Source organism: Massilia soli (assembly GCF_016809835.1).
Classification (GTDB): domain Bacteria; phylum Pseudomonadota; class Gammaproteobacteria; order Burkholderiales; family Burkholderiaceae_D; genus Telluria_A; species Telluria_A soli.
The window spans coordinates 55,116-76,850 of record NZ_JAFBIL020000009.1 but is presented as its reverse complement, the minus strand read 5'-3'; the positions used below and the strand labels follow the sequence as shown (position 1 = coordinate 76,850).

General features: G+C 64.2%; 21 protein-coding genes. 14 read left to right on the top strand and 7 right to left on the bottom strand.

Annotation, left to right across the window (positions count from 1 at the left end; genetic code table 11):
- Positions 1–22: 22 nt before the first annotated feature.
- Positions 23–2,860, top strand: a complete 2,838-nt coding sequence (locus I4X03_RS20765) for a M16 family metallopeptidase (protein WP_223470190.1) — start codon at positions 23–25, stop codon at positions 2,858–2,860.
- A 69-nt stretch (positions 2,861–2,929) separates the two neighbouring features.
- On the opposite strand, the gene I4X03_RS20760 is transcribed toward I4X03_RS20765, so the two are convergent.
- A complete protein-coding gene (locus I4X03_RS20760) occupies positions 2,930–4,024 on the bottom strand; it encodes a YsnF/AvaK domain-containing protein (protein ID WP_223470188.1) in 1,095 nt (364 codons plus the stop codon).
- Between the two features lie 27 nt (positions 4,025–4,051).
- On the bottom strand, positions 4,052–4,492 hold the full coding sequence (locus I4X03_RS20755; RefSeq protein ID WP_223470186.1) for a YsnF/AvaK domain-containing protein: 441 nt from the start codon (positions 4,490–4,492) through the stop codon (positions 4,052–4,054).
- 155 nt (positions 4,493–4,647) lie between these two features.
- Between I4X03_RS20755 and I4X03_RS20750 the strand changes: the two genes are divergently transcribed.
- On the top strand, positions 4,648–6,447 hold the full coding sequence (locus I4X03_RS20750) for a PHA/PHB synthase family protein (RefSeq protein WP_370660543.1): 1,800 nt from the start codon (positions 4,648–4,650) through the stop codon (positions 6,445–6,447).
- Here the strand turns inward: I4X03_RS20750 and I4X03_RS20745 are convergent.
- Both I4X03_RS20745 and I4X03_RS20740 read right to left on the bottom strand, forming a co-directional pair.
- Positions 6,444–6,704 (bottom strand): hypothetical protein, encoded by a 261-nt coding sequence (locus I4X03_RS20745; RefSeq protein ID WP_223470181.1) that lies wholly within the window; start codon positions 6,702–6,704, stop codon positions 6,444–6,446. The two genes, I4X03_RS20750 and I4X03_RS20745, sit on opposite strands and share 4 nt — an antisense overlap.
- The gene (locus I4X03_RS20740; RefSeq protein WP_223470179.1) at positions 6,701–7,504 is read right to left on the bottom strand and encodes a DNA/RNA non-specific endonuclease; all 804 of its coding nucleotides are present in this window, start codon (positions 7,502–7,504) and stop codon (positions 6,701–6,703) included. The genes I4X03_RS20745 and I4X03_RS20740 overlap by 4 nt, the downstream gene beginning before the upstream one ends.
- Before the next feature lie 118 nt (positions 7,505–7,622).
- On the opposite strand from I4X03_RS20740, the gene I4X03_RS20735 reads away from it, so the two are divergent.
- From I4X03_RS20735 to I4X03_RS20725, 3 genes are read left to right on the top strand one after another with little or no spacing between them, the layout of a single operon-like run.
- The gene (locus I4X03_RS20735) at positions 7,623–8,015 is read left to right on the top strand and encodes a hypothetical protein (RefSeq protein WP_223470176.1); all 393 of its coding nucleotides are present in this window, start codon (positions 7,623–7,625) and stop codon (positions 8,013–8,015) included.
- Positions 8,016–8,276 carry a DUF5985 family protein gene (locus I4X03_RS20730; RefSeq protein WP_223470174.1) on the top strand — a complete coding sequence of 87 codons (261 nt, stop codon included), beginning with the start codon at positions 8,016–8,018 and terminating at the stop codon, positions 8,274–8,276.
- A 7-nt stretch (positions 8,277–8,283) separates the two neighbouring features.
- Complete coding sequence (locus I4X03_RS20725) at positions 8,284–8,553, top strand: DUF5985 family protein (protein WP_223470172.1); 270 nt, start codon at positions 8,284–8,286, stop codon at positions 8,551–8,553.
- 1 nt (position 8,554) lies between these two features.
- Here the strand turns inward: I4X03_RS20725 and I4X03_RS20720 are convergent, their stop codons facing one another.
- The gene (locus I4X03_RS20720) at positions 8,555–9,721 is read right to left on the bottom strand and encodes a hypothetical protein (RefSeq protein ID WP_223470169.1); all 1,167 of its coding nucleotides are present in this window, start codon (positions 9,719–9,721) and stop codon (positions 8,555–8,557) included.
- Positions 9,722–9,859: 138 nt separating this feature from the next.
- Between I4X03_RS20720 and I4X03_RS20715 the strand changes: the two genes are divergently transcribed.
- The 3 genes from I4X03_RS20715 to I4X03_RS20705 all read left to right on the top strand — a co-directional run bounded on the left by I4X03_RS20715 (position 9,860) and on the right by I4X03_RS20705 (position 12,579).
- Complete coding sequence (locus I4X03_RS20715; RefSeq protein WP_370660542.1) at positions 9,860–11,152, top strand: NCS2 family permease; 1,293 nt, start codon at positions 9,860–9,862, stop codon at positions 11,150–11,152.
- Between the two features lie 99 nt (positions 11,153–11,251).
- Positions 11,252–11,686, top strand: coding sequence for a DUF4124 domain-containing protein (locus I4X03_RS20710; RefSeq protein ID WP_223470165.1), 435 nt, complete (start codon positions 11,252–11,254; stop codon positions 11,684–11,686).
- A gap of 152 nt (positions 11,687–11,838) precedes the next feature.
- The gene (locus tag I4X03_RS20705) at positions 11,839–12,579 is read left to right on the top strand and encodes a DUF481 domain-containing protein (protein WP_223470163.1); all 741 of its coding nucleotides are present in this window, start codon (positions 11,839–11,841) and stop codon (positions 12,577–12,579) included.
- A gap of 48 nt (positions 12,580–12,627) precedes the next feature.
- Here the strand turns inward: I4X03_RS20705 and I4X03_RS20700 are convergent, their stop codons facing one another.
- Entirely contained in the window at positions 12,628–13,074 is a 447-nt protein-coding gene (locus I4X03_RS20700) for a GFA family protein (protein WP_223470160.1), read from the bottom strand.
- Between the two features lie 218 nt (positions 13,075–13,292).
- Here I4X03_RS20700 and I4X03_RS20695 point away from each other — a divergent pair, with 218 nt between their 5' ends.
- The 3 genes from I4X03_RS20695 (at position 13,293) to I4X03_RS20685 (ending at position 16,399) form a co-directional block, all read left to right on the top strand.
- The gene (locus I4X03_RS20695) at positions 13,293–15,275 is read left to right on the top strand and encodes a hypothetical protein (RefSeq protein ID WP_223470158.1); all 1,983 of its coding nucleotides are present in this window, start codon (positions 13,293–13,295) and stop codon (positions 15,273–15,275) included.
- Between the two features lie 35 nt (positions 15,276–15,310).
- Positions 15,311–15,718: a hypothetical protein gene (locus tag I4X03_RS20690; protein ID WP_223470156.1), complete on the top strand. Its 408-nt coding sequence runs from the start codon at positions 15,311–15,313 to the stop codon at positions 15,716–15,718.
- Between the two features lie 306 nt (positions 15,719–16,024).
- Positions 16,025–16,399: a group III truncated hemoglobin gene (locus tag I4X03_RS20685; protein WP_223470154.1), complete on the top strand. Its 375-nt coding sequence runs from the start codon at positions 16,025–16,027 to the stop codon at positions 16,397–16,399.
- Between the two features lie 9 nt (positions 16,400–16,408).
- Here I4X03_RS20685 and I4X03_RS20680 read toward each other — a convergent pair whose 3' ends face one another.
- Positions 16,409–17,836: a right-handed parallel beta-helix repeat-containing protein gene (locus I4X03_RS20680; RefSeq protein ID WP_223470152.1), complete on the bottom strand. Its 1,428-nt coding sequence runs from the start codon at positions 17,834–17,836 to the stop codon at positions 16,409–16,411.
- A 321-nt stretch (positions 17,837–18,157) separates the two neighbouring features.
- On the opposite strand from I4X03_RS20680, the gene I4X03_RS20675 reads away from it, so the two are divergent.
- The 3 genes from I4X03_RS20675 to I4X03_RS20665 are packed head-to-tail and all read left to right on the top strand — an operon-like array spanning position 18,158 to position 21,733.
- Positions 18,158–19,390: a 3-methyl-2-oxobutanoate dehydrogenase (2-methylpropanoyl-transferring) subunit alpha gene (locus I4X03_RS20675; RefSeq protein ID WP_223470146.1), complete on the top strand. Its 1,233-nt coding sequence runs from the start codon at positions 18,158–18,160 to the stop codon at positions 19,388–19,390.
- A gap of 34 nt (positions 19,391–19,424) precedes the next feature.
- A complete protein-coding gene (locus I4X03_RS20670; RefSeq protein ID WP_223470538.1) occupies positions 19,425–20,429 on the top strand; it encodes an alpha-ketoacid dehydrogenase subunit beta in 1,005 nt (334 codons plus the stop codon).
- Entirely contained in the window at positions 20,429–21,733 is a 1,305-nt protein-coding gene (locus tag I4X03_RS20665) for a dihydrolipoamide acetyltransferase family protein (protein WP_223470145.1), read from the top strand. Before I4X03_RS20670 ends, I4X03_RS20665 begins: the two co-directional genes overlap by 1 nt.
- The last annotated feature ends 2 nt before the right edge of the window (positions 21,734–21,735 follow it).

The window sequence follows — 21,735 nt, the reverse complement described above, 5'->3', positions numbered from 1 at the left end:
GTCAGTTCAACATGGAGACAGCGTGTCCAAACTTATCCCGATTACCCTCTTCGCGCTCGGGCTGCCCGTGCTCGCGGCCGCAGCGCCGAAGAGCGCGCCGGCCACAGGCGACGTGTTGCCGTTCACGGCAACCGAGAAAACCTTGCCAAACGGTCTGAAGATCATCGTCGTACCGACCGGTTTCCCAAACCTGGTGTCGGTACATATCCCGGTGCAGACCGGATCGCGTAACGAAATCGAACCGGGCAAGTCGGGATTCGCCCACTTCTTCGAACACATGATGTTCCGCGGCACCAAGGCGTATCCGCCCGCAAAGTACCAGGAAGTCATTACCCGCTCCGGTGCGCGCCAGAACGCCTACACCAGCGACGACCTGACCAACTACTACACCACCTTCGCCAAGGAAGACCTCGAGACCATCCTGAAGGTCGAGGCCGACCGCTTCCAGAACCTGGAGTACGAAGAAGGCCCATTCAAGACCGAGTCGCGCGCGGTACTGGGCGAATACAACAAGAACAGCGCCAACCCGATCTCGAAACTGATCGAAGTGCAGCGCGACGCCGCGTTCACCACCCACACCTACAAGCACACCACGATGGGCTTCCTGAAAGACATCGAGGACATGCCCAACCAGTATGCATACTCGAAAGTCTTCTTCGACCGCTGGTACCGGCCGGAACGCACCGCCCTGATCATCGCCGGCGATGTCGATCCAAAGAAAACCATCGCGCTGGTCGAGAAATACTGGGCCAAGTGGCAGCGCGGCAGCTACAAGGCCGAAGTGCCGGCCGAGCCGGCTCCGCGCGGCGCCATCTACAAGCACGTGCCGTGGACCAGCCCGACCCTGCCGTTCGTCACCGTCGCCTTCCGCGCGCCGGCATTCTCCGACACCGTCAAAGACCAGGCCGCCCTGTCGACCTTGCTGTCCCTGGCGTTCGGCAATACCTCGCCGCTGTACAAGCGCCTGGTGCAGGATGAACAGAAGGTCGACCAGCTGTTCGACTACAGCCCGAACCGCGTCGACGCCAACCTGGCGACCATCGCCGCGCGCGTCAAGAAGCCTGAGGACGCCGTGTACGTACGCGACGCGATCATGCAGACCGTTGCCCAACTGCGCAGCACCCCGGTATCGGCCCGCGAGCTGGCTGACGCCAAGTCGGCCAAGAAATACGGCCTGGTGCGTTCGCTCGACAACACCGAGCAGATCGCCAGCACGCTGGCGTCGTACGTCCACTTCAACCGTTCGTATGGCACGCTCAACCGCTACTACCGCCTGGTCGATTCGCTCACGCCGGCCGATCTGCAGGCGGCCGCGCGCAAGTACCTGACCGATGACGGCATGATCGTCACGACCTTGTCGCACCAGCCGATGCCCGCCGCCATGGCAAGCCTGCCAAAGCTCGACCAGCTGGCGCCGCCAGCGGGCGAGGCAAAGTTTGACGTGCTGGTGCAGAAGTCGGCGCTGCCGCAGCTGCGCTTCAAGCTGCTGTTCACCGCAGGCTCGGCGCATGATCCGAAAGGCAAGGAAGGCCTGGCGGCGCTGACCGCGGCGATGGTGGCGTTGGCCGGTTCTAGCGAACGCAAGATCGACGAAGTGACCAAGGCGCTGTTCCCGATCGCCGGCAGCTTCGAGGAGCAAATCGACAAGGAAATGACCACCTTCACCGGCTCCATCCACAAGGACAACTGGTCCGAGTACGCCGACGTTGCGCTGCCGCTGCTGATGTCGCCGGGCTTCCGCGAGGAAGATTTCCGCCGCCTCAAGGATGCGCAAAAGAACGCCCTGCAGCTCGATCTGAAGGACAACAACGAAGAAGAGTTCGCCAAGGAGCGGCTGCAGACCAATGTGTTCGACGGCACGCCGTACGGCCACCCGGTGCTCGGTACGCTGGCGGGCATCGACGCGATCACGCTGGACGACGTCAAGGCGTTCTACAAGAAGGCCTATACCCAGGGCGCGCTGCAGGTGGGCATTTCCGGTGATGTGTCGGAAGCCCAGATCGCCTCGCTGAAGAAGTCGCTGGCGGCACTGCCGCAAGGCGCGGGCATGTCGTATGGCGCGGCGCCAAAGGGCCGCATGCCGAACGGCCTCGAAGTGGAAATCATCGAGAAAAATACGCGCGCCACGGCCATTTCGTTCGGCCTGCCGACTGTCGTGACCCGCTCGCACGCCGACTTCCCGGCGCTGTGGCTGGCCAAGGCTTACCTCGGCGAGCATCGGGCGTCGAGTTCCTACCTGTACCAGCGCATCCGCGAAGTGCGCGGCATGAACTACGGTGACTACGCCTACATTGAAGCCTTCCCGAACGGCATGTTCCAGTTCTTCCCGAACCCCAACCTGGGCCGCAAGGCGCAGTTGTTCGAAGTCTGGATCCGCCCTGTCGCACCGGACAACGCCCACTTCGCGCTGCGCGTCGCGTTGACCGAGCTGGACAAGTTCATCGCGCAAGGCATGACGCGCGCGCAGTTCGAGACCACCCGCGACTACCTGATGAAGAACGTCTTCGTCATGACCGCCACCCAGGACCAGTATCTGGGCTATGCGCTCGATTCGAAGTGGTACGGCACGCCGGAATTCACCACGATGATGCGCGATGGCTTGTCGAAGCTGACCGTGGAGGATGTGAATGCGGCGGTGCGCAAGCACTTGTCGGCCAAGAACCTGTCGGTGGTGATGATCACCAAGGATGCGGCCGGTCTGAAGGACAAGCTGGTCAGCGATGTATTCTCGGCGATCAAGTACGACGCGGAGAAGCCGAAGGCCTTGCTCGATGAAGACAAGGCGATCGGCGCGACCAGGCTGAATATTCGTCCGGAAGCGGTGACGATTACGCCGGCAAGCCAGGCGTTTGCGAAGTAACGACGACGCGGACCGACGCACCATCGAACACCGCCGCTCCCGCGCACGCGCGAGCGGCGGTGTCGCGCCTTAGCTCGTCATCCGGTCCCAGCCATGCTTGACGGCGGCCTTGAAATTCTCCCAGGCCGAGCTCGGATGCGTCCTTGCCCAGTCCGAGCGCAGGTCGGTTTCCACATCCTCGAACGGACGCCCGCGATACAGCTCGCTGCGGCGCATCTCGCTGCCATACTGGTAGGCTGGCGCAAGCTCGTCATAGCTTCGACCGGTGCCGGCGTACGTGCTGCTCCAGTGGCTGCGATAACTTTCATCGTCATCCGCCCCCGACAGCTGCTCGACTTCCACCTCGGTGCGGCGCAGGGTATCGGTAATGTGCTCTTCGCGGCTGGTGACTTCCTTGCCGATGACGACCTCCTCGACCAGGCGCGCGGATTTCTCGACGACTGCTTCTTCGGCAGTCTCGCGCATCTCGAACGATTTTTCCTGGAACGCGGGCACGTCGGCCGGGTCGACCATCTTGTCGATGGCGCGGCGCTGCACGGTGACATGCTCTTCGCGCAGGTTGACGCTTTCGTCGACCGGCGTCTCGACGACGTGCGAGTAGATGCGCACGCCGCCGCGCTGGACCTCGCGCTTGCCAACCTTGAGTTCTTCTTGCACCACCGGAATAGACTGCGACTCGGTATTTGCGTACTGCATCGAGCCGCTGCGACTGGCCTGTGCCGATCCGGCGCCCGATTGCTGCGACAGGTGGGCCGACTGCTGGCGCGCAACGGCGCCGCCGCCTGCCGTCGAGCCGGCAGACCAGGCTGACGATTTCTCATCGATGTCCACGGGACCGTAGCGCTCGACCAGGTCGGCGGCGCGCTCGACTTCCGGCTCGTTGGGGGCAGTTACGCTCAGCACGTAATGCCCGCGCGAGATCGCTTCGTTGTATGTCTCCATGCGGTCGCCCCGGTCGCTGCCGAACAAGTCGCTGAAGAAGTGCTTGATGCTCTCGCCCATCGATTCGTCTTCGTGCAGGGCGCCCGATGCGCCGGCGCCGGCCTGGGCGTCGCCTTCCGACAGGCGCAGGTCGGAGCGCGCGAAGCCCGAGGCAAGCAAATCGTCCATGGCCTTCTGGGCGTCGCTGCGATTATCAAATACGGCGATAAGTGTATGTTGCATGATTTATTTCCTCCAAACTGTTGATCATTACCCGTGCAGGTCATTCCCCGGCACATCGGGGCCTTCATCGAAACGTTCGACGGCGGCCGTTTCCGACTTGACGACAACGGTCTCCGAGAAACGCTGCGGGCGCTTGCTGCGGGTGATATGGATCTCTTCCTTGATGCGCAGGCGTTTTTCGACTACCAGGATTTCCTCCAGTACTGGAACGATCAGCGTGTCGCCTTCGTAGCGCGAAGCAGGCGCGTCGGACAGGGCGATAATTTTGTCGACGGGCACGTGGCGCACGTCGATCTCGTCGTGCATCAGCGTTTCCTCGATCAGTTGACCGTGCTCGCCGACGGTTTTGTGGACCCGTACGCCGCGCCCGGTATCGACCGTGCGAACGCCGACATGCAGTTCTTCCTGATGTACAGGCACGGTGAGCCTGGCAGTGCTCGCACCCGCGCTTTTAGATTCGCCTGTCATTACTGGGCTTCCTTCGGCGGTCGCAGATATTATGATCATCGAGGGTACTCCATTCGGCGGCCAACCTGCGCACCATTGACGCTGCTCAAGTTTGCATTTCGCCTGGATAGGATGCTGGTCGTTCAACCTGCCGCAGCCCGGAGAACGTCATGGAAATGAGCAAGCCAGCGCACGCCCACACATCGCATACGCTCGAAGTCGCCAACCAGCGCGCGCCGCGCTCGGACCTGGCCGGCGTGCGGCCGACCGACATCGAACCGCCCAGCAATCTGGACCGCATGCTGCACGCGACCATGGCGCAATTTACCCAGGGCATTTCGCCGACCAGCCTGGCGCTGGCCTGGGGCGACTGGATGCTGCACCTCGCACAATCGCCCGGAAAATGGCAGCGGCTGGCAGAAAAAGCCTGGAACAAGGACATGCGCTGGCTTGGCTACGCCATGCGCAGCACGTTCGGGCAGGCCGCGGCGCCGTGCATCGACCCATTGCCGCAAGACCGGCGCTTCCGCGGCGACGCATGGCAGCGCTGGCCGTATAACCTGATGCAGCAGGCGTTCTTGCTGAACCAGCAGTGGTGGCACAACGCCACGACCGGCATCGACGGCGTCACCACGCACCACGAACAGGTGGTCTCGTTCGTCGCGCGCCAGTTGCTCGACCTGGTCTCGCCGGTAAACTTCATCGCCACCAATCCTGAAGTGAGCCGGTCCACGGCGCGCGAGCACGGCGCCAACCTGGTGCGCGGCGCCATCAACTTGCTCGAAGATATCAGCCTGCAACGGCGCGGCCTTCCGCCCAAAGGCGCCGAAGCATTCCGGCCCGGCATCGAGGTGGCGGTAACACCCGGAGAAGTGGTGTTTCGCAACCACCTCATCGAGCTGATCCAGTACGCGCCGGCCACGCCCAGCGTCCACGCCGAGCCGGTGCTGATCGTGCCGGCCTGGATCATGAAGTACTACATCATGGACTTGTCGCCGCACAACTCGCTGGTGCGCTACCTGGTGTCGCAGGGCCACACCGTGTTCATGATCTCGTGGCACAACCCGACTGTCGAAGACCGCGACCTGGGCCTGGACGACTACCTCCATGAAGGGGTGATGCGGGCGTTCGACACGCTGCGCGAGCGATTGCCGGGCAAGAAGGTCAATGCGGTTGGTTATTGCCTTGGCGGCACCTTGCTGTCGATCGCGGCCGCCGCCTACGAGCACGACCAGCGCGCCTACCTCAACTCGATCACCCTGCTGGCGGCCCAGACCGATTTTTCCGAGGCCGGCGAACTGATGCTGTTCATCGATGAAAGCCAGGTGGCGTGGCTGGAAGACCTGATGTGGCAGCAGGGCTACCTCGACAATAGCCAGATGGCCGGCGCGTTTCGCCTGCTGCGCTCGAACGACCTGGTATGGTCGGTCGCGGTCAGCCAGTACCTGCTGGGCGAACGCGCCCCGATGAACGACCTGATGGCATGGAACGCGGACGCCACGCGCATGCCGTTCCGCATGCACAGCGACTACCTGCGCCGGCTGTTCCTCAACAATGACCTGTTCTCGGGGCGCTACCGGGTCAATGGCAAGCCGATCGCGCTGTCGGACGTGCACGTGCCGGTGTTTGCGGTGGCGACCATGACCGACCATGTCGCGCCCTGGCGTTCCGTGTACAAGGTGCACCTGATGTCGCATTGCGACGTCAACTTCGTCCTTGCCAGCGGCGGCCACAACGCCGGCATCATCAGCGAACCGGGACGCGCCGGCAGGCGTTACTACACGGCGGCGCACAAGCGTGGCGCGCGCTACGTCGATCCGGACAAGTGGATCGCGCTGGCAGAAGAAAAGCCCGGCTCGTGGTGGCCGGAATGGCATGCCTGGCTTGAACAGGTGTCGCCCACGGGCATGGTGGCGGCGCGGCCGGTGACCGGCTCGCTGGGCGCGGCGCCGGGGCGTTACGTGCTCGAGCGCTAATCCGCGAAAGGGTTGCCGACGGTCTTGACCAGCGCCGGCGGCAGCGCTGCCGGCAACGGCCGCGCCTGCAGCTTGCGGACGACGCTGCCGATCAAGGCATGCAGCTCCAGCGCCAGCGCGAGGCCGGCCTGGTCGGCGGTCAAGTCGACATCGCCGCTCAAGGTCACGCGGTCGAGCCGGTTCTCGACCATCAGCTTGCCGATGGTGACAACTTGCGCTTCGTTGGAAAACGGGTCGAACCGGCTGCTGGATGTCATGACAGTTCCTCCTGGTAGCGCTTTGGGCGCTTCTGCTTGCGTTGGCGGACGTGCGGCAGCTGCAGCATCGCCGCTTTTTCGCGCGCCGACAACGATGGCATCAGGTCGATGCCGACGATCTTTTCCAGCTGCGCGATCGAGATGGTCCGGTAGTGCGTGGTCGGCGCGTTTTCGATGAGCCAGGCGCCGCCGGCCTTCTGGCGCGGGCTCCACACCACTTTGTACAGGTGGCTGGGCACCAGCACATTGCCGACCTTGCGCAAACTGGCGCCAAGAAATGCCGGTCCGGTCAGCACGTACAGCGCGCCTTCCCTGGCGGCCATCTTGCGCACGACATGCTCGATGCCAGACCATACATGGCGGTTGTTCTGCGCGTCCTGCGGCACCATGTTGGCCAGCGAAAAACTCTCGCGCTGGCTGCGCCGGTCCGGCATGTTGCCGTTCGGCGCCAGATGGCCGCGGTCGAACCCGCTGAGCGCGTAATCGGACAGCTCGGCCCGCTGCGCGCGCGGCAGGCGCGGCTCGGCGTGGAAAGAATTGGTGCGCGACTGGTCGCTGGCGGCCGCGACGTTATCTGCGCGCAAATGCTCAGCCGACCACAGCGCCGTGCGGGTGACGCCCGAATGCATTACGCCGAACACGCCGTAGCATAACTCGCGGGTGGCGACCGATAGCGCCGGATTGCGAATCTCGGGCAAGCGGCCATCGACGTAGTGGCGCGGGCAGGCGCCGGCACGCGCGTCGGCGCCGCACAGCAGCGCCGCGGCCAGCGTGACGCCGGCCAAAATCTGATGAAACATGAACGCCCGATGAGAATTTGAAGGGCGCCATTCTATCCTGCGCACAATAGAGCGCGCGTTGCCAAACGGAATGTATTAGAATGCTCCTTTACAGTCAACCTGCGACGGTCAGCAAGCTATGGCGCAGCATGCAATTCCCGAAGACATACGCCGGTTCGTGCTTACCAGCATACCGTCGGTACCGCACTTAGAAGCCCTGCTCCTGTTGCGCGCCGCTCCCGGCCCATGGAGCACGGCAGAGGTCGCCGAACGTCTGTACCTAGGCGAAAAGCCTGCGACCGGGCTGCTCGACGACCTTTGCCAGTCCGGCATGGCCGTGGCCGCGACCACCGAGGGCGCGCAGGCGCGCTACCACTACCAGCCAGTGAGTGAATTCCTGCGCGAGACCATCGACAGCCTGGCCGATTTCTATGCCCGCCACCTGGTCGACGTCACCCACCTTATCCACTCCAAGCACGACCGCAAGGCGCAGCAGTTCGCCGACGCGTTCAAATGGCGAAAGGATTCTTAAATGGCCCAGATCATCTACATTTTATGCATCCTCACGTCGCTCGCCTGTGCCTGGCTGCTGCTGGGCAGCTACAGGCGCACCCGCCACCGCCTGCTGTTTTGGAGCGGCATGTGTTTTGTCGTCATCACACTGAACAACGTGCTGCTGATGGTCGACCGGGTCATTTTCCCAAACTCGGTCGATTTGTTGCCCTACCGGCTAGGCTCGGCGCTGCTGGCGCTGCTGCTGCTGCTGTACGGCCTGATTTACGAAAAGGAGTGAGAAGCGCATGAACGACATCCTGGTTGGCGCAATCGCCATGGCCTCGCTGGTCATCAGCACGGTGTTTATCCGCTACTGGCGCAACACCGGCGACCGCTTCTTCCTGTACTTCGCGCTGTCGTTCGCCATCGAAGGCGCGCACCGCATCTATTCGAGCATGGCGCGTTCGATGAACGAGGAAAGCGCCCTGCACTACCTGATCCGCCTGGTCGCTTACGGCCTGATCTTGTGGGCGATCATCGAAAAGAACTGGCCGCGCGCCAAAGCGAAGCGCTGAGTTACAGCGCTGGCGCGCTGACCTCGACTGCGCCAATGCCGATCGCCGCCAGTGCATCGCGCACGTCCTCGATCTCGGCTTCCAGTTCGGCGCCGACGTCGAGCGGCTTTTCAACCGTGGCGAACACGGCGCCATCCTGACCCAGCAAGCTCACCCGCATCACCAGGTCGTCGTCGGCGGCCGCTGCGGCAACCAGCGCGCTGGCCTGCGCCGGCGCCAGGCCGCTGGCATCGAGCGCCTGGTTTAGCTGCGTCATCATGCGCAAGGTCGCCAGTTCCTCGACGCCATGCTCGAAGGCACCGAAGAACAGGTCCTGGTACAGGAAATTGATCTCGATCGACGCCGGATTGGCGGCAAGGCAGCGCCGCACCAGCGGCGCGGCCTGTCCGGTCCAGGCGCGGTAGCGCGCCATGCGCGCCTCGAAGTACGCTTCGGCGCGCGCCTCGTCGGCGGGAACCGCGTAGAACGGGTCGTCGACCCGTTTCAGCGCGAAGCCGACCAGGAAACGCAATTCGACGGTCGGCTCGGCGGCCGCGGCGGTACTCGGCGCCCAGCCCGTCATCGTGCGGTCCAGCGCCGGCGCGGCGGTCAGTTTTTTGGACGTCATGGAGGCATGGACTTCGCGCACGATCTCGTTCAGCTCGCAGTAAGTGATCCGCGCCGCCTCGCGCGGATCGAAGGCGTGCGCCACCAGGACCACCTTGGCGTCGGCGCTTTCCAGGCCACCGCTGCGCAGGCTGTCGACCAGCGCGTCGAATGCGGCCGGGTCGGCAAACGCCTCGTCTTGCTTCAGTCCGCCAATGCCGTGGACGAACACCGGGATCGCGAATGCGTTGATTTCCATCGCCGGCGCGCCTTCCCGCCGCATCACGATGGCCCCGCTCGCTTCCTCGATACTCGCGCGCAGCAATTGATAGGCCGGAATGTCGGTGTAGCGGGCACGGTCGATGGCGTCGTACAGCACGTCGTCGTTCTTTTTGCGCAGCGCGTTGAGGATCAGGCGGTTCAAGTCCTCCTGCTTCTGGCTGACCAAGGCCTGGCCGTCATCTTCGGGCACGGCGACATCGAGCGCCAGGTCGGCCATCGCCTGGGCGACCAGATCATCGTCGTCCTGCGCGGCGGGGGTGGCGGCGGACTTGCGTGCGACGGGTCGCTTGTTTTTTGGCATGGCTGTTTTTCTGGTGAGGTGACTTGTCCGCCATGTTAGCAAATCGCAAGCAGACACGCGACTGCCGCGACGCGGTATGATCTTGATAAGACAGCAAGGATTATGAATCACACATCATCAGGAGAGAGCACAGTGTCACTGCTAAACAATTACTTCAAACTGCAGGAAAACGGCACGACGGCGCGTACCGAAGTCATCGCGGGCGTGACGACGTTCCTGACCATGGCCTACATCATCTTCGTCAATCCGTCGATCCTGGGCGACGCCGGGGTGCCGAAAGACGCCGTGTTCGTGGCGACCTGCCTGGCCGCCGCGCTGGGCAGCCTGATGATGGGCCTGTATGCGAATTATCCCATCGGCATGGCGCCGGGCATGGGACTAAATGCCTACTTTGCCTACGCTGTCGTGCTCGGCATGGGCGTGCCATGGCAGACCGCGCTGGGCGCCGTGTTCATCTCGGGCATCCTGTTCGTGCTGGTCAGCGTGTTCGGCCTGCGCGCGATGATTGTCAACGGCATTCCCCATTCGCTGCGCACCGCCATCACGGTCGGCCTGGGGCTGTTCCTCGGCCTGATCGCACTGAAAAGCGCCGGCATCGTGGTCGCCAACCCAGCCACCATGGTCAGCGCCGGCGACCTGCGTTCCGCCCCCGCCATCATGGCCGTCATCGGCTTCCTGCTGATCGTCACGCTCGACCGCCTGCGCGTGCGCGGCGCGATCCTGATCGGCATCGTGGCAGTCACGGTGGCCAGCTTTTTCTTCGGCGGCAACACCTTCAAGGGCATTTTCTCGGCGCCACCGTCGCTCGCGCCGACCTTGCTGCAACTCGATATCGGCGGCGCGATCGGCGTCGGCATCCTGAACGTCGTGTTGATTTTCTTCCTGGTCGAACTGTTCGACGCGACCGGCACCCTGATGGGCGTGGCCAGCCGCGCAGGGCTGCTGGTCGACGGCAAGATGGAACGCCTGAACCGCGCGCTGCTGGCCGACAGCGCCGCCATCGTGGCCGGCTCGGCACTGGGAACATCGAGCACCACCGCCTACATCGAGAGCGCGGCCGGGGTCCAGGCCGGCGGGCGCACCGGGCTGACCGCGGTGGTGATCGCCCTGCTGTTCCTGGCCTGCCTGTTCATCTCGCCGCTGGCTGGCGTGGTGCCGCCATACGCCACCGCCCCGGCGCTGCTGTTCGTCGCCTGCCTGATGCTGCGCGACCTCGGCAACATCGACTGGGACGAGACCACCGAAAGCATTCCCGCCGCCATCTGCGCGGTAGCGATTCCCTTTACTTACTCGATCGCCCACGGCATCGCCTTCGGCTTCATCACCTATGCGATGCTCAAGCTGCTCACTGGCAAAGTGCGCGAAGTCAAGCCCATCGTCTGGGTGATCGCTGCCGCGTTCACATTCAAATACGCCTACGCCGGAGCGTGAACTCAGCAATAAATTATTATTTTGACATCGTGTGGTACCGAACAGAAGTGGCTCCTCGTGGCGCGCATAATTATCTAAACGCTAACGAGGAGCAACATCATGAAATGCAAAGCCATCCGCCACACACTTTTCGCCGCAGGCATGGTCATCGTTTCGAGCACCTTCGCAGGAACCGGCATCAACAAGTGCACCGACAGTGCCGGCCACGTGACTTTGACCGACCAGCCATGTGCCAGCGAAGCGACCCAGGTCGTACTGACATCGGCCCCGCTGCCCGCAGCTGCCGAGGTGGCCCCGGAAGCGGCCGCTGACCAAGCAGCCCCGGCGCTCACCGGCGGCACGGTTCGCTACCAACTGACCAACCTTCCGCCATCGACCAAGCTGCGCCCCGCTCCCTACACCCAGGTACAGGCACCGGGGCGCTCGCTGGCCCGCGATGTCGCCACCCTTAAAGAAGCGCGCCGGACCCTGATGTTGCTCGACAGTTCAATGTCGGCGAGCCGCCAGCGCGGCCTGACGGCTGCCAATCCGTAAGCGGACAGCAGTTGACGTTGCCTATATTGCGGATGAATAGGCATCGTTAGAGCGTATTGACGGTAAATTGACGTAAGTTGCGTGTTTGCAGGGCCGCACTCCGGTGTTGATCGGTTACAATAGTTGGCACCGACAGCCGCACCGATACGCCCATGAAACTCCTCTCCTACCTTTCGCTCGCCGCAGCCGTGGCGCACGGCAGCGCTTACGCCGGCGACATTGACCCTTCCTGGAAGACTTCCGCCGAGCTCGGCGCGATCACGACGTCCGGCAACACCGCAGGCACCTCGGTGACCGGCCGCATCGATGCGCGCCAGGAACTCGACGACTGGAGCAACCAGTACATCGTTTCGGGTTATTTCAAGGAAGATAAAAAAACCGTCGGCAGCGGCAAGACGGTCACCGTGAAATCGGCGGAACGCGTGTCGGCATCGGCCAAGGCAGCCTACAAGTTGATGGAAGACGGCAAGAAGCTGTTCGTACTGGGCACTTATGTCGATGACCGCTTCGGCGCCTACACCACCTACTCGACCATGGCGGTCGGCCACGCGTGGGGCTGGCAAAATTCCAAGGATCGCCGCATCGACCTTGAAGTCGGCCCGGGTTACTTCACCGGCACGCGCGCCAATGGCGAGGACGAAAAGGGCTTCACGGTACGCGGGGCGGCCGCCGTCAACTGGCGTCTGAGTCCGTCAGCGGTGTTTTCGCATTCGGTCAGCGTCGAACGCGGCACCTCGAACGTCCACTCGATCGCCGAAACCGCGCTGTCCACCAAGATCAACGACACCATGCAAATGAAGGCGGCGTTTGCCGCCCGCAACGATACCAACGTACCGGCCAATAAGAAAAACACCGATACCCAGACCTCCGTCACGCTGGTCTATTCATTCTGACCCGATGCCGGGCGGGCGCAAGCGCGCAACCTGCGTCGCCGATACTGTTCAGTGACGGGGTCGTTGCCCGGGCCGGTCGTGCGTCATTGGAAGCGGTCCTTCGGCACGGGTCCGGGGGAATTCGGGCAGGTCATCGCCGGGAACCATCCAGCTCAGGCGGTACTCGACGAAGGTGTGATCGTCCGGCCGGGTGACCTCCGGATCGTCCAGGCTGCACAAGGTAATATCGATCTCGTTGGGAAAGTCATCGCGCTGGTAGGTCAACTGGGTTCCGCACTCGGCGCAAAAGCCGCGCGTGACGTGCTGGCTCGACTGGTAACTGGCCAAGCTGCCGGAAATAATTTCGAAGTCCGACAGGTGCACGCTGAACCAGGCCACGCTGGGCGCGCCCGCAGACTTGCGGCAAGTCGGACAGTGACAAATCGTCGCATGAAAAACATGCTCCGCTGTTTCGTAGCGAACCGCGCCACAACAACATCCCCCGCTCAGCACCATGACAACCTCCGCGTGCCTCATACATGGCGGCAGTTTACGCCACCTTGCGCCGCGCACGCATGACCGAACCCGCGCCCTTCCAGCTAGAACGTATCCAGATTGGATGGAAGAAAGTCGGTTATTTATTTATTTTATCTACTGACAATTAACCAACAAATACAACGAACACGCATGTTATAAACACGGCACTTTACGTTTCCCAATCGCACCTGGAATTCATGCCGACAGACGCCCGAACCGGGTATTGGGCGCTGTTCGCGCTACTTGCCACCATCGCTGGAATCCTGCGATCCCACATCGATGGCGATGGCATTGAATACCTGATGATGGCGCATGCGTTCACCGCCCACGGCAGCGCATTGCTCACCCCGGCCGACTTCGCGCATCTGTCAAGGCTACTCGACGGGCACATCGATCCGGCTGCCCACACCCTGCTCGCCAACGCTGTCGACGAACTGCGCCGCACGCCGGCGGGACTGCCGCACTTCGGATTCGCACGTACCGAACCGGGCGAGATATACGCCATTCACTTCTGGCTGTATTCGCTGATGGCGGCGCCATATTACGCGGTCGCGGTATGGCTGGGAATCAACCCCGCCTTGTGTTTTCCGCTGCTTAACCTGACGCTGCTGGGCGCGACCATTGTGCACCTGCATCAGTCATTGCCAAAAGCGAGCCGGACCGCGGCGCTGGTGTTCCTGTCGCTTGGCACCGCATACTATCTCCGATGGACCGGCCCGGAAGTGCTCACCGCCTGCTGCGCATTCTCCGCCACCATGTGCGTGCTGCGACGCGATACGTCGATGGCGATATGCCTGGCTGGCATAGGCGCGACCCAGAATCCGTCGCTGGCATTGATCATTCCCTTGTTCGCTGCGCATCGCCTGGCCGCGTTGCGCGTGCCGGCACTCGTCACCCTGCCGATCGTACATCGCAGCGCGGCGGCCCAGATCACCCTTGGCACCCTGGGCATCGCCGCCGCGCTTGGCCCCTACCTGTTCTATTACAGCGTGTTCGGCGTACCCAGCCTGATCGCGCCCCACTTTACCGATCCGTCCCTGATCACCGCGCGCCGCGCCTTGTCCTTCGTCTTCGACCTTGACCAGGGCATGTTGGCGGGCATGCCGGGGCTGTTCGCCGGACTGGCGGCGATCGCGGCAATCAGGTTGGCGCTGAACAAGCGGGTCGTTGCAGCCAACGCCCTGTTCGCCACGTTGGCGTGCTGCATCGTTGCAGCACCGGCGCTGGCTGCGATGAACTGGAACAGCGGCACGTCGGTCATGTTGCGATATGCGTACTGGGCCGCGATGCCGCTGGCGGCCTATCTCGTGTCGGTCCTGCCTGCCTTGCCAGCCAGGCCGCGCATGCAGGTCGTAGGCGCCGTAATCGTAGCGCAATGCATGGCCGTGCTCGGTAGCGGCTTAATGTGGCGCACCACCAACTACCTCCATCACGCGCCGCTGGCCGAGTGGGCGCTCGCGGCATTTCCCGGCCACCTCAATCCCGACCCCGAGATCTTCATCGAGCGCGGCAAGCACAGCGAGGCCAGCATCACCCGCGATACCACCCAGGTGTTATATGCCAACGGCGTGCCGGTCAAACTGCTGCGCCACTGGACCAACAGCAGCGACAGTGGCGGCGTGTGTCCCGCAGGACGGCAGGTCAGCACGCACGCGGTTGTTGCAGTCGACCGCGGCTGGGAGTACCTGAACGGACCGCTTGCCTGCTCGGCGGCAGCCCGCGCCGACACGCCAGTGCGGCTGAGCTTTGCCGGCGCCGGCGCAGCCCGCCAAGTGCTCGACAGCGGCTGGCATGGCGCCGAAGCTGCGGGGACCTGGACCAGCGCCGCACGCTCGCTCATCAGGATTCGCCTTCCAGCCGGCCAGGAGGCGACCGGCTTATCCTTTACCGGACACTATTTTGACCGGGTGCGCGCATCGGAGGTGCGCATCAATGGAAAACCGGCCGGCATGCATTCACTGGCCGTCGCCGAGCTGGCCATCCCGCCCGGCCCGGCCGGCCCGGAGCTGCTGATCGAACTGCGCCACGCCGATGCCGCGTCGCCGGCACAGCGCGGCTTGTCGGGCGACACGCGCCTGCTGGCGTATTACCTGCGCGAGCTGCAGGTGCGGCTGCGCACCCGCGACGCCGCCGCCACGGGCGGCGCTGCGCATATTGGAGCGGCGGCGGGCGCGAGGTAGAATATGTCTCCTTTGTTCATCAACGGCGCGACCTCATGCTACAAGCGGTACCGTTCCCGATACGCGTAGAGTGCCCGCCCGGCGCCTGCGTTTGCGACCGCGACCGCCTGCTGGCCGACCCGCACGCCGACTGGCGCGTGCTGCGCCTGACCCGCGAAGAAGAAAAGAAATTGATCGCGCGCATAGACAGCATCGAAACCTACGACGACCTGCAGCGCCTCGGCGCCAAGATGCAAGAGCTGCTCGGCATCGGCCTGAGCATCACCCCCAGCGCACGCGGCGTGCGCACGGTGCGCGGCTTTACCATCCTCCTCGATGAGCGGCCGGGACTGTGCCGCAAGACGCGCCAGACCATCCCCGCCGCCGTGAGGAAATGCCTCGAACGCCATCCGGACATCGCGTACGCGATCCTGGACGCCCACGACCTGCTGGGAAATCCTTAACGCCTCGCTTGTGACCGACGTCATTCTCCGGTCATTTAGCGGTACTACCATGGGGGCGTTGGATGCCTGCAGTCGCAGGCGCCGCAGGTTAGTCCGGTGGCCTCAAACACCGGCACCAATTCTGCTTTCAACTGCGCCGGGTGACGATCCAAGGGGCCGGCGGCCCGGCGCCGTCCCGCACCAGGCATCGAACAAGGCGCCTGAGTGTCGCAAATTTAGCGACGTCTTTTCCGGCCATTCATCCGCAAAAGCTATGGACGAGCGGATTATAATGAGGCATCTCATCTATATCTTATCGTGATGCCCATGCATGCTGAACTGAACCGGGCGGTCATCGCCCAGCTGGTCCACGAGTTCTACGCCGACGTCAGGCGCGATCCGGAGCTGCACACCATCTTCGACGCCGCCATCGGTGACGATTGGGAACCCCACCTGGCGCGGATGGTGGAGTTCTGGTCCACCGTCATGCTCGCCACCCGGGAATTTCGCGGCAACGTCTATGGCACCCACATGGAGCTTGACGGCGTCGTGCCCGACCACTTCAGGCGCTGGCTGTCGCTGTTCGACAGCACCGCGCACCGGCTGTTCACGCCCGAGCTGGCCGGCGAGTTCCTGCTTGTCGCGCGCCGCATTGCCGCCAGCCTCCAGTACGGCATGTTCAACCAGGTGCTGGTGCACTAGCGGCCCGGCTCAGTGCTGGTAGGCCCCGATATCGTAGCCGGTGCTGGCATTGCGGGCGCGCCCGTCGAAGTCGGTGCTGGCCGCATGGGCTGGCGACGCCTGCCCGACCGCCGGTGAACTGCGGCTCGGTTTCAGGTTCGGCACGCTGGCGTTTTCGCCGACAAACAATGGCGCGGAACTGACTGTCCCGCTGTGGGTCAGGCCGTTCTTCAGGCTCCAGTTAAAGCGTGCGTTTCGGTAGACCAGGTTATTGCGGTAGCTATTGTTCTTGCCGGTCCGGCCCTGTTCTGAAATGCCCATCTTGTTGTCGTACACAATATTGCTGTAGACGAGGGTGTAATCGTTCGGCCCCTTGGTGTGATAGAAGTTGCCTCCGCCGACGATGATCCCGGTATTCGATTCGGTGACCGTGTTGTTGGTGATGATGACCCGGTTGGCGTCATGCCACAGATGGATGCCCGCCTCGGCCACCCGGTAGACCACGTTGTTCTTGACCGTCCCGGAAGTACTGACATAGATTCCCTGTACGAAGTGGCAGCCGGCAGGACCGATGTCGTGGATCAGGTTGGCAATCACGTCCGACTTGACGCCGCGGTAGTAGCTGTCGATCCCGATCGCGGCCCCGCCCCCTGATGTGCACTGGATTTTCTGCGCGATGTGATGGACGTAATTGTTGCGGATTGAATCGTAGGAGCCGCCGTTGTAGATGCCATGTGTCCAGCGCAACCCGTCGCGGTGCTGGCGTCCATCGATCTCGAAGCCGATCACATCGACATAGTCCCCCCGGTTGTCCCACGCCACCTTGGTGCGCGAGCCGGGCGGCGGCACCAGCTTGGCGCCCCATTTCCTGGTCGATATCCAGCTGATGCGCGCATCCTGCCTGCCGCTGGCAGTGGTGCGGAACCCGCCATTGTAGATGCCTGGCGCAACATACACCGTGGTGCCGGCGCGCACCGCCCTTGCCGCCCGTGCCAGCGACCGGAATGGCCGCGTCGATGTACCAGGGTTGCCATCCGACCCGCTTGGCGACACGTACAAGGCGTCGCGATTGGCGTGGGCCAGGTGGACTGCCTCGTGGATCTCGCCGAGCGGGTCGGCCGCGGTGCCGCCGCCCATGCCCGGAAACACCGCGTCGGCCGGCGCGCTGGCAGGTGCGGCGACCGGCGAATAGCCGGACACCGCGAATTCATCGGCCATGCCGTCCACTGGCGCTGCCGGGACGGGATCAGCCACAGGCGCCGGCGTGCCGACGACGGCCGTGCCGCCCACCGGCGCCTCCACGGCGCCCGGCGCCGCCGCTGCCAGCACCGGCGCCGGCGCCGGCAAGGCCCGCGAGTCGGCGCCGCTGCCACCGCTGCAGGCGCCAAGCATCGGAAGCCAGCCCGCCACCAGCATCAGTATGACGCGGCACGAAAATACAGAAATCACCTTCTTCATTATTGTTCCCCTCGGCGCGCGGGCCTGTCAGCAGGCGCCGCGAATCAGAAATAGCATTCAATGAGATCGGCAGGCATGGCGCGGCGCAAAAAAGCCGCCTGCCAGTCCTGTCCCGTCAATTCCCGAGCGCCAGGGGGGATCGGGCATGCTCTGCTCGCCTGGATGCTCTACCGTGTTCTAGACAGGCGAGCCGGGCATTTAGTTCGCATGAGTGCGCTCCAATATGGCGCAGCGCAATATGAAAACTTGCGTAAATAGCACGCGTGCGCGGGCACAATTTGGTATTCTTGCGGCGCACCACCTTACCAAGGGGAAGCAATAATGAGCCAGAGTAAGCCTCTGTCGCTGCATGTACCGGAGCCCACCGGCCGGCCGGGATGCAAGACTGATTTTTCGTACCTCCGCCTGAACACCGCAGGCGACGTCCGGCGCCCGCCTGTCGACGTGGCGCCGCCAGATACCGCCGACCTCGCGTGGTCGCTGATCCGCGTGCTCGATGACAGCGGCAACGCCGTCGGCCCGTGGGCCGTGGACATCGACAGCGACCTGCTGCGCTTTGGGCTGCGCACCATGATGAAGACGCGCATCTTCGACGCCCGCATGGTGATCGCCCAGCGCCAGAAGAAAATGTCGTTTTACATGACCTCGCTTGGCGAGGAAGCGCTCGGCACCGCCCAGGCGCTGGCGCTCGACGACGGCGACATGCACTTCCCGACCTACCGCCAGCAAAGCCTGCTGATGGCGCACAAGGTGTCGATGGTCGACATGATCTGCCAGCTGCTGTCGAACGAGCGCGACCCGTTGAAGGGCCGCCAGTTGCCGGTCATGTATTCGGTGCGCAAGTCGGGCTTCTTCACCATCTCGGGCAACCTTGCCACCCAGTTCGTGCAGGCGGTCGGCTGGGGCATGGCCTCGGCCATCAAGGGCGACACCAAGATCGCCGCGGCCTGGATCGGCGACGGCGCCACCGCCGAATCGGACTTCAACACCGCCCTCACCTTTGCCCACGTCTACCGGGCGCCGGTGATCCTGAACGTGGTCAACAACCAGTGGGCGATCTCGACCTTCCAGGCGCTGGCCGGCGGCGAAAGCGTCACCTTTGCCGCGCGCGGGGTCGGCAGCGGCATCGCCTCGCTGCGCGTGGACGGCAACGACTTTCTCGCCGTCTATGCCGCCTCGCGCTGGGCCGCCGAACGCGCGCGCAGCAACCTCGGCCCGACGCTGATCGAGTGGGTCACCTACCGCGCCGGCCCGCACTCGACCTCGGACGACCCGTCCAAGTACCGGCCCGCCGACGACTGGACCCACTTCCCGCTGGGCGACCCGATCGGCCGGCTGCGCCAGCACCTGACCCTGCGCGGCCTGTGGTCGGACCAGGAGCACGACGCCACGAGCAAGGAACTGGAAGCGGAAATCGTGGCCGCCCAGAAGGAAGCAGAACAGTACGGCACGCTGGCCAGCGGCCGCGGGCCGGACGCGGCCTCGATGTTCGAGGATGTCTACAAGGACATGCCGGAACACCTGCGCCGCCAGCGCGAACAATCGGGAGTGTGACGTGGCAAGAGACAAGCAAACCAACACCGTGCCGATGACCATGATCCAGGCCCTGCGCTCGGCCATGGACGTGATGCTCGAGCGCGACAACAATGTGGTGATCTACGGCCAGGACGTCGGCTATTTCGGCGGCGTGTTCCGCTGCACCGACGGCTTGCAGGCCAAGTACGGCAAGTCGCGCGTGTTCGACGCGCCGATCTCGGAAGGCGGCATCGTCGGCACCGCGGTCGGCATGGCCGCCTACGGCCTGCGCCCGGTCGTCGAGATCCAGTTCGCCGACTATTTCTACCCAGCCTCGGACCAGATCGTGTCGGAAGCGGCGCGCCTGCGCTACCGCTCGGCCGGCGAGTTCACCGCCGCGATGACCATCCGCATGCCCTGCGGCGGCGGCATCTACGGCGGCCAGACCCACAGCCAGAGCCCGGAAGCGATGTTCACCCACGTCTGCGGCCTGCGCACGGTGATGCCGTCCAACCCGTACGACGCCAAAGGCCTGCTGATCTCATGCATCGAGAACGACGACCCGGTGATCTTCCTCGAGCCCAAGCGCCTGTACAACGGTCCGTTCGACGGCCACCACGACAAGCCGGTGGTGCCATGGTCGCAGCATCCGCTCGGGGAAGTGCCCGAGGGCTATTACACGGTGCCGCTCGACAAGGCATCGGTGTTCCGCCCCGGCGAAGACCTGACCGTGATCACCTACGGCACGATGGTGTTCGTGGCGGAAGCGGCCGCGCGCGAAACCGGCGTCGACGCCGAGATCATCGACCTGCGCAGCATCTGGCCGCTGGATCTCGACGCGATCGTCAACTCGGTCAAGAAGACCGGGCGCTGCGTGGTGGTGCACGAGGCAACGCGCACCAGCGGCTTCGGCGCCGAACTGGTGGCCCTGGTGCAGGAGCATTGCTTCTACCACCTCGAAGCGCCGGTCGAACGAGTCACCGGCTGGGACACGCCTTACCCGCACGCACAGGAATGGGTGTATTTCCCCGGACCTGACCGTGTTGGTGCGGCATTCAAACGTGCGATGGAGGCGTAATGGGAATTCATGTAATTAAGATGCCGGACCTGGGCGAAGGCATTGCCGAAGTCGAAGTGGTCGAATGGCGCGTGCAGCCGGGCGATGCCGTCACCGAGGACCAGGTGCTGGCCGACGTGATGACCGACAAGGCCACCGTTGAAATCCCCTCGCCGGTGCACGGCACGGTGGTGTCGCTGGGCGGCGCGATCGGCCAGGCGCTGGCTGTCGGTGCCGAGCTGATCAGGTTGGAGGTCGAGGGCGACGGCAATACCGTCGCCGGCGCACCGGCGCCAGCCCGCGCCCCCGCGCCGCCTGCCGCGGTGGCCGCGCCAGCGCCAGCGCCAGCACCAGCCCAAGCACCAGCCCAAGCACCGGCACCGGCACCGGCGCCAGCAGCGGCCGCGCAAGTGACCGTCGCCGCCCCGCCCCCGGCACCGGCCGCGTCCCAGGAGAAGCCGCTTGCCTCGCCATCGGTGCGCCAGCGCGCGCGCAGCCTTGGCATCGACCTGCACAGCGTGCGGGCGACCGGGCCGGCACGCCACATCACCCATGCCGACCTGGATGCGATCCTCGCCGGCAGCAAGCCCGGCCCCGCGCCGGCCGGCAACCGCTACGCGCCGCTGGAAGGCGTGCAGGCGGTGCCGCTACTGGGCCTGCGCCGCAAGATCGCCGAAAAGATGCAGGATGCAAAACGCCGCATCCCGCACTTTACCTACGTCGAGGAAGTCGACGTGACGGACCTGGAATCCCTGCGCGTGCAGCTCAACGCCCGCCATGGCGCCGAGCGCGGCCGGCTGACCCTGTTGCCGCTGCTGATGCGCGCCGTCGTGCTGGGTGCGGCGCGCTTCCCGCACGTCAATGCGCGCTTTGACGACGATGTCGGCTCGGTCACGTACCACAAGCCTGTCCACATCGGCATCGCCACCCAGACCGACGCCGGCCTGATGGTGCCGGTGGTGCGCCATGCGGAGTCGCGCGACCTGTGGGCCAGCGCCGCCGAAGTGGCGCGGCTGGCAGAGGCGGCGCGCACCAGCAAGGCAGCGCGCGACGAGCTGTCGGGATCGACCATCACCATCACCAGCCTGGGCGCCTTGGGCGGCATCGTCACCACGCCCGTTATCAACCATCCGGAAGTGGCCATCGTCGGCGTCAACCGCATGGTCGAGCGGCCAGTGGTGCGCGACGGCGCGATCGTCGTGCGCAAGATGATGAATTTGTCATGCTCGTTCGACCACCGCGTGATCGACGGCATGTACGCAGCCCAGTTCGTGCAGGCGCTGCGCGCCTACCTCGAGTGCCCGGCGACGCTGTTTATAGACTGAAG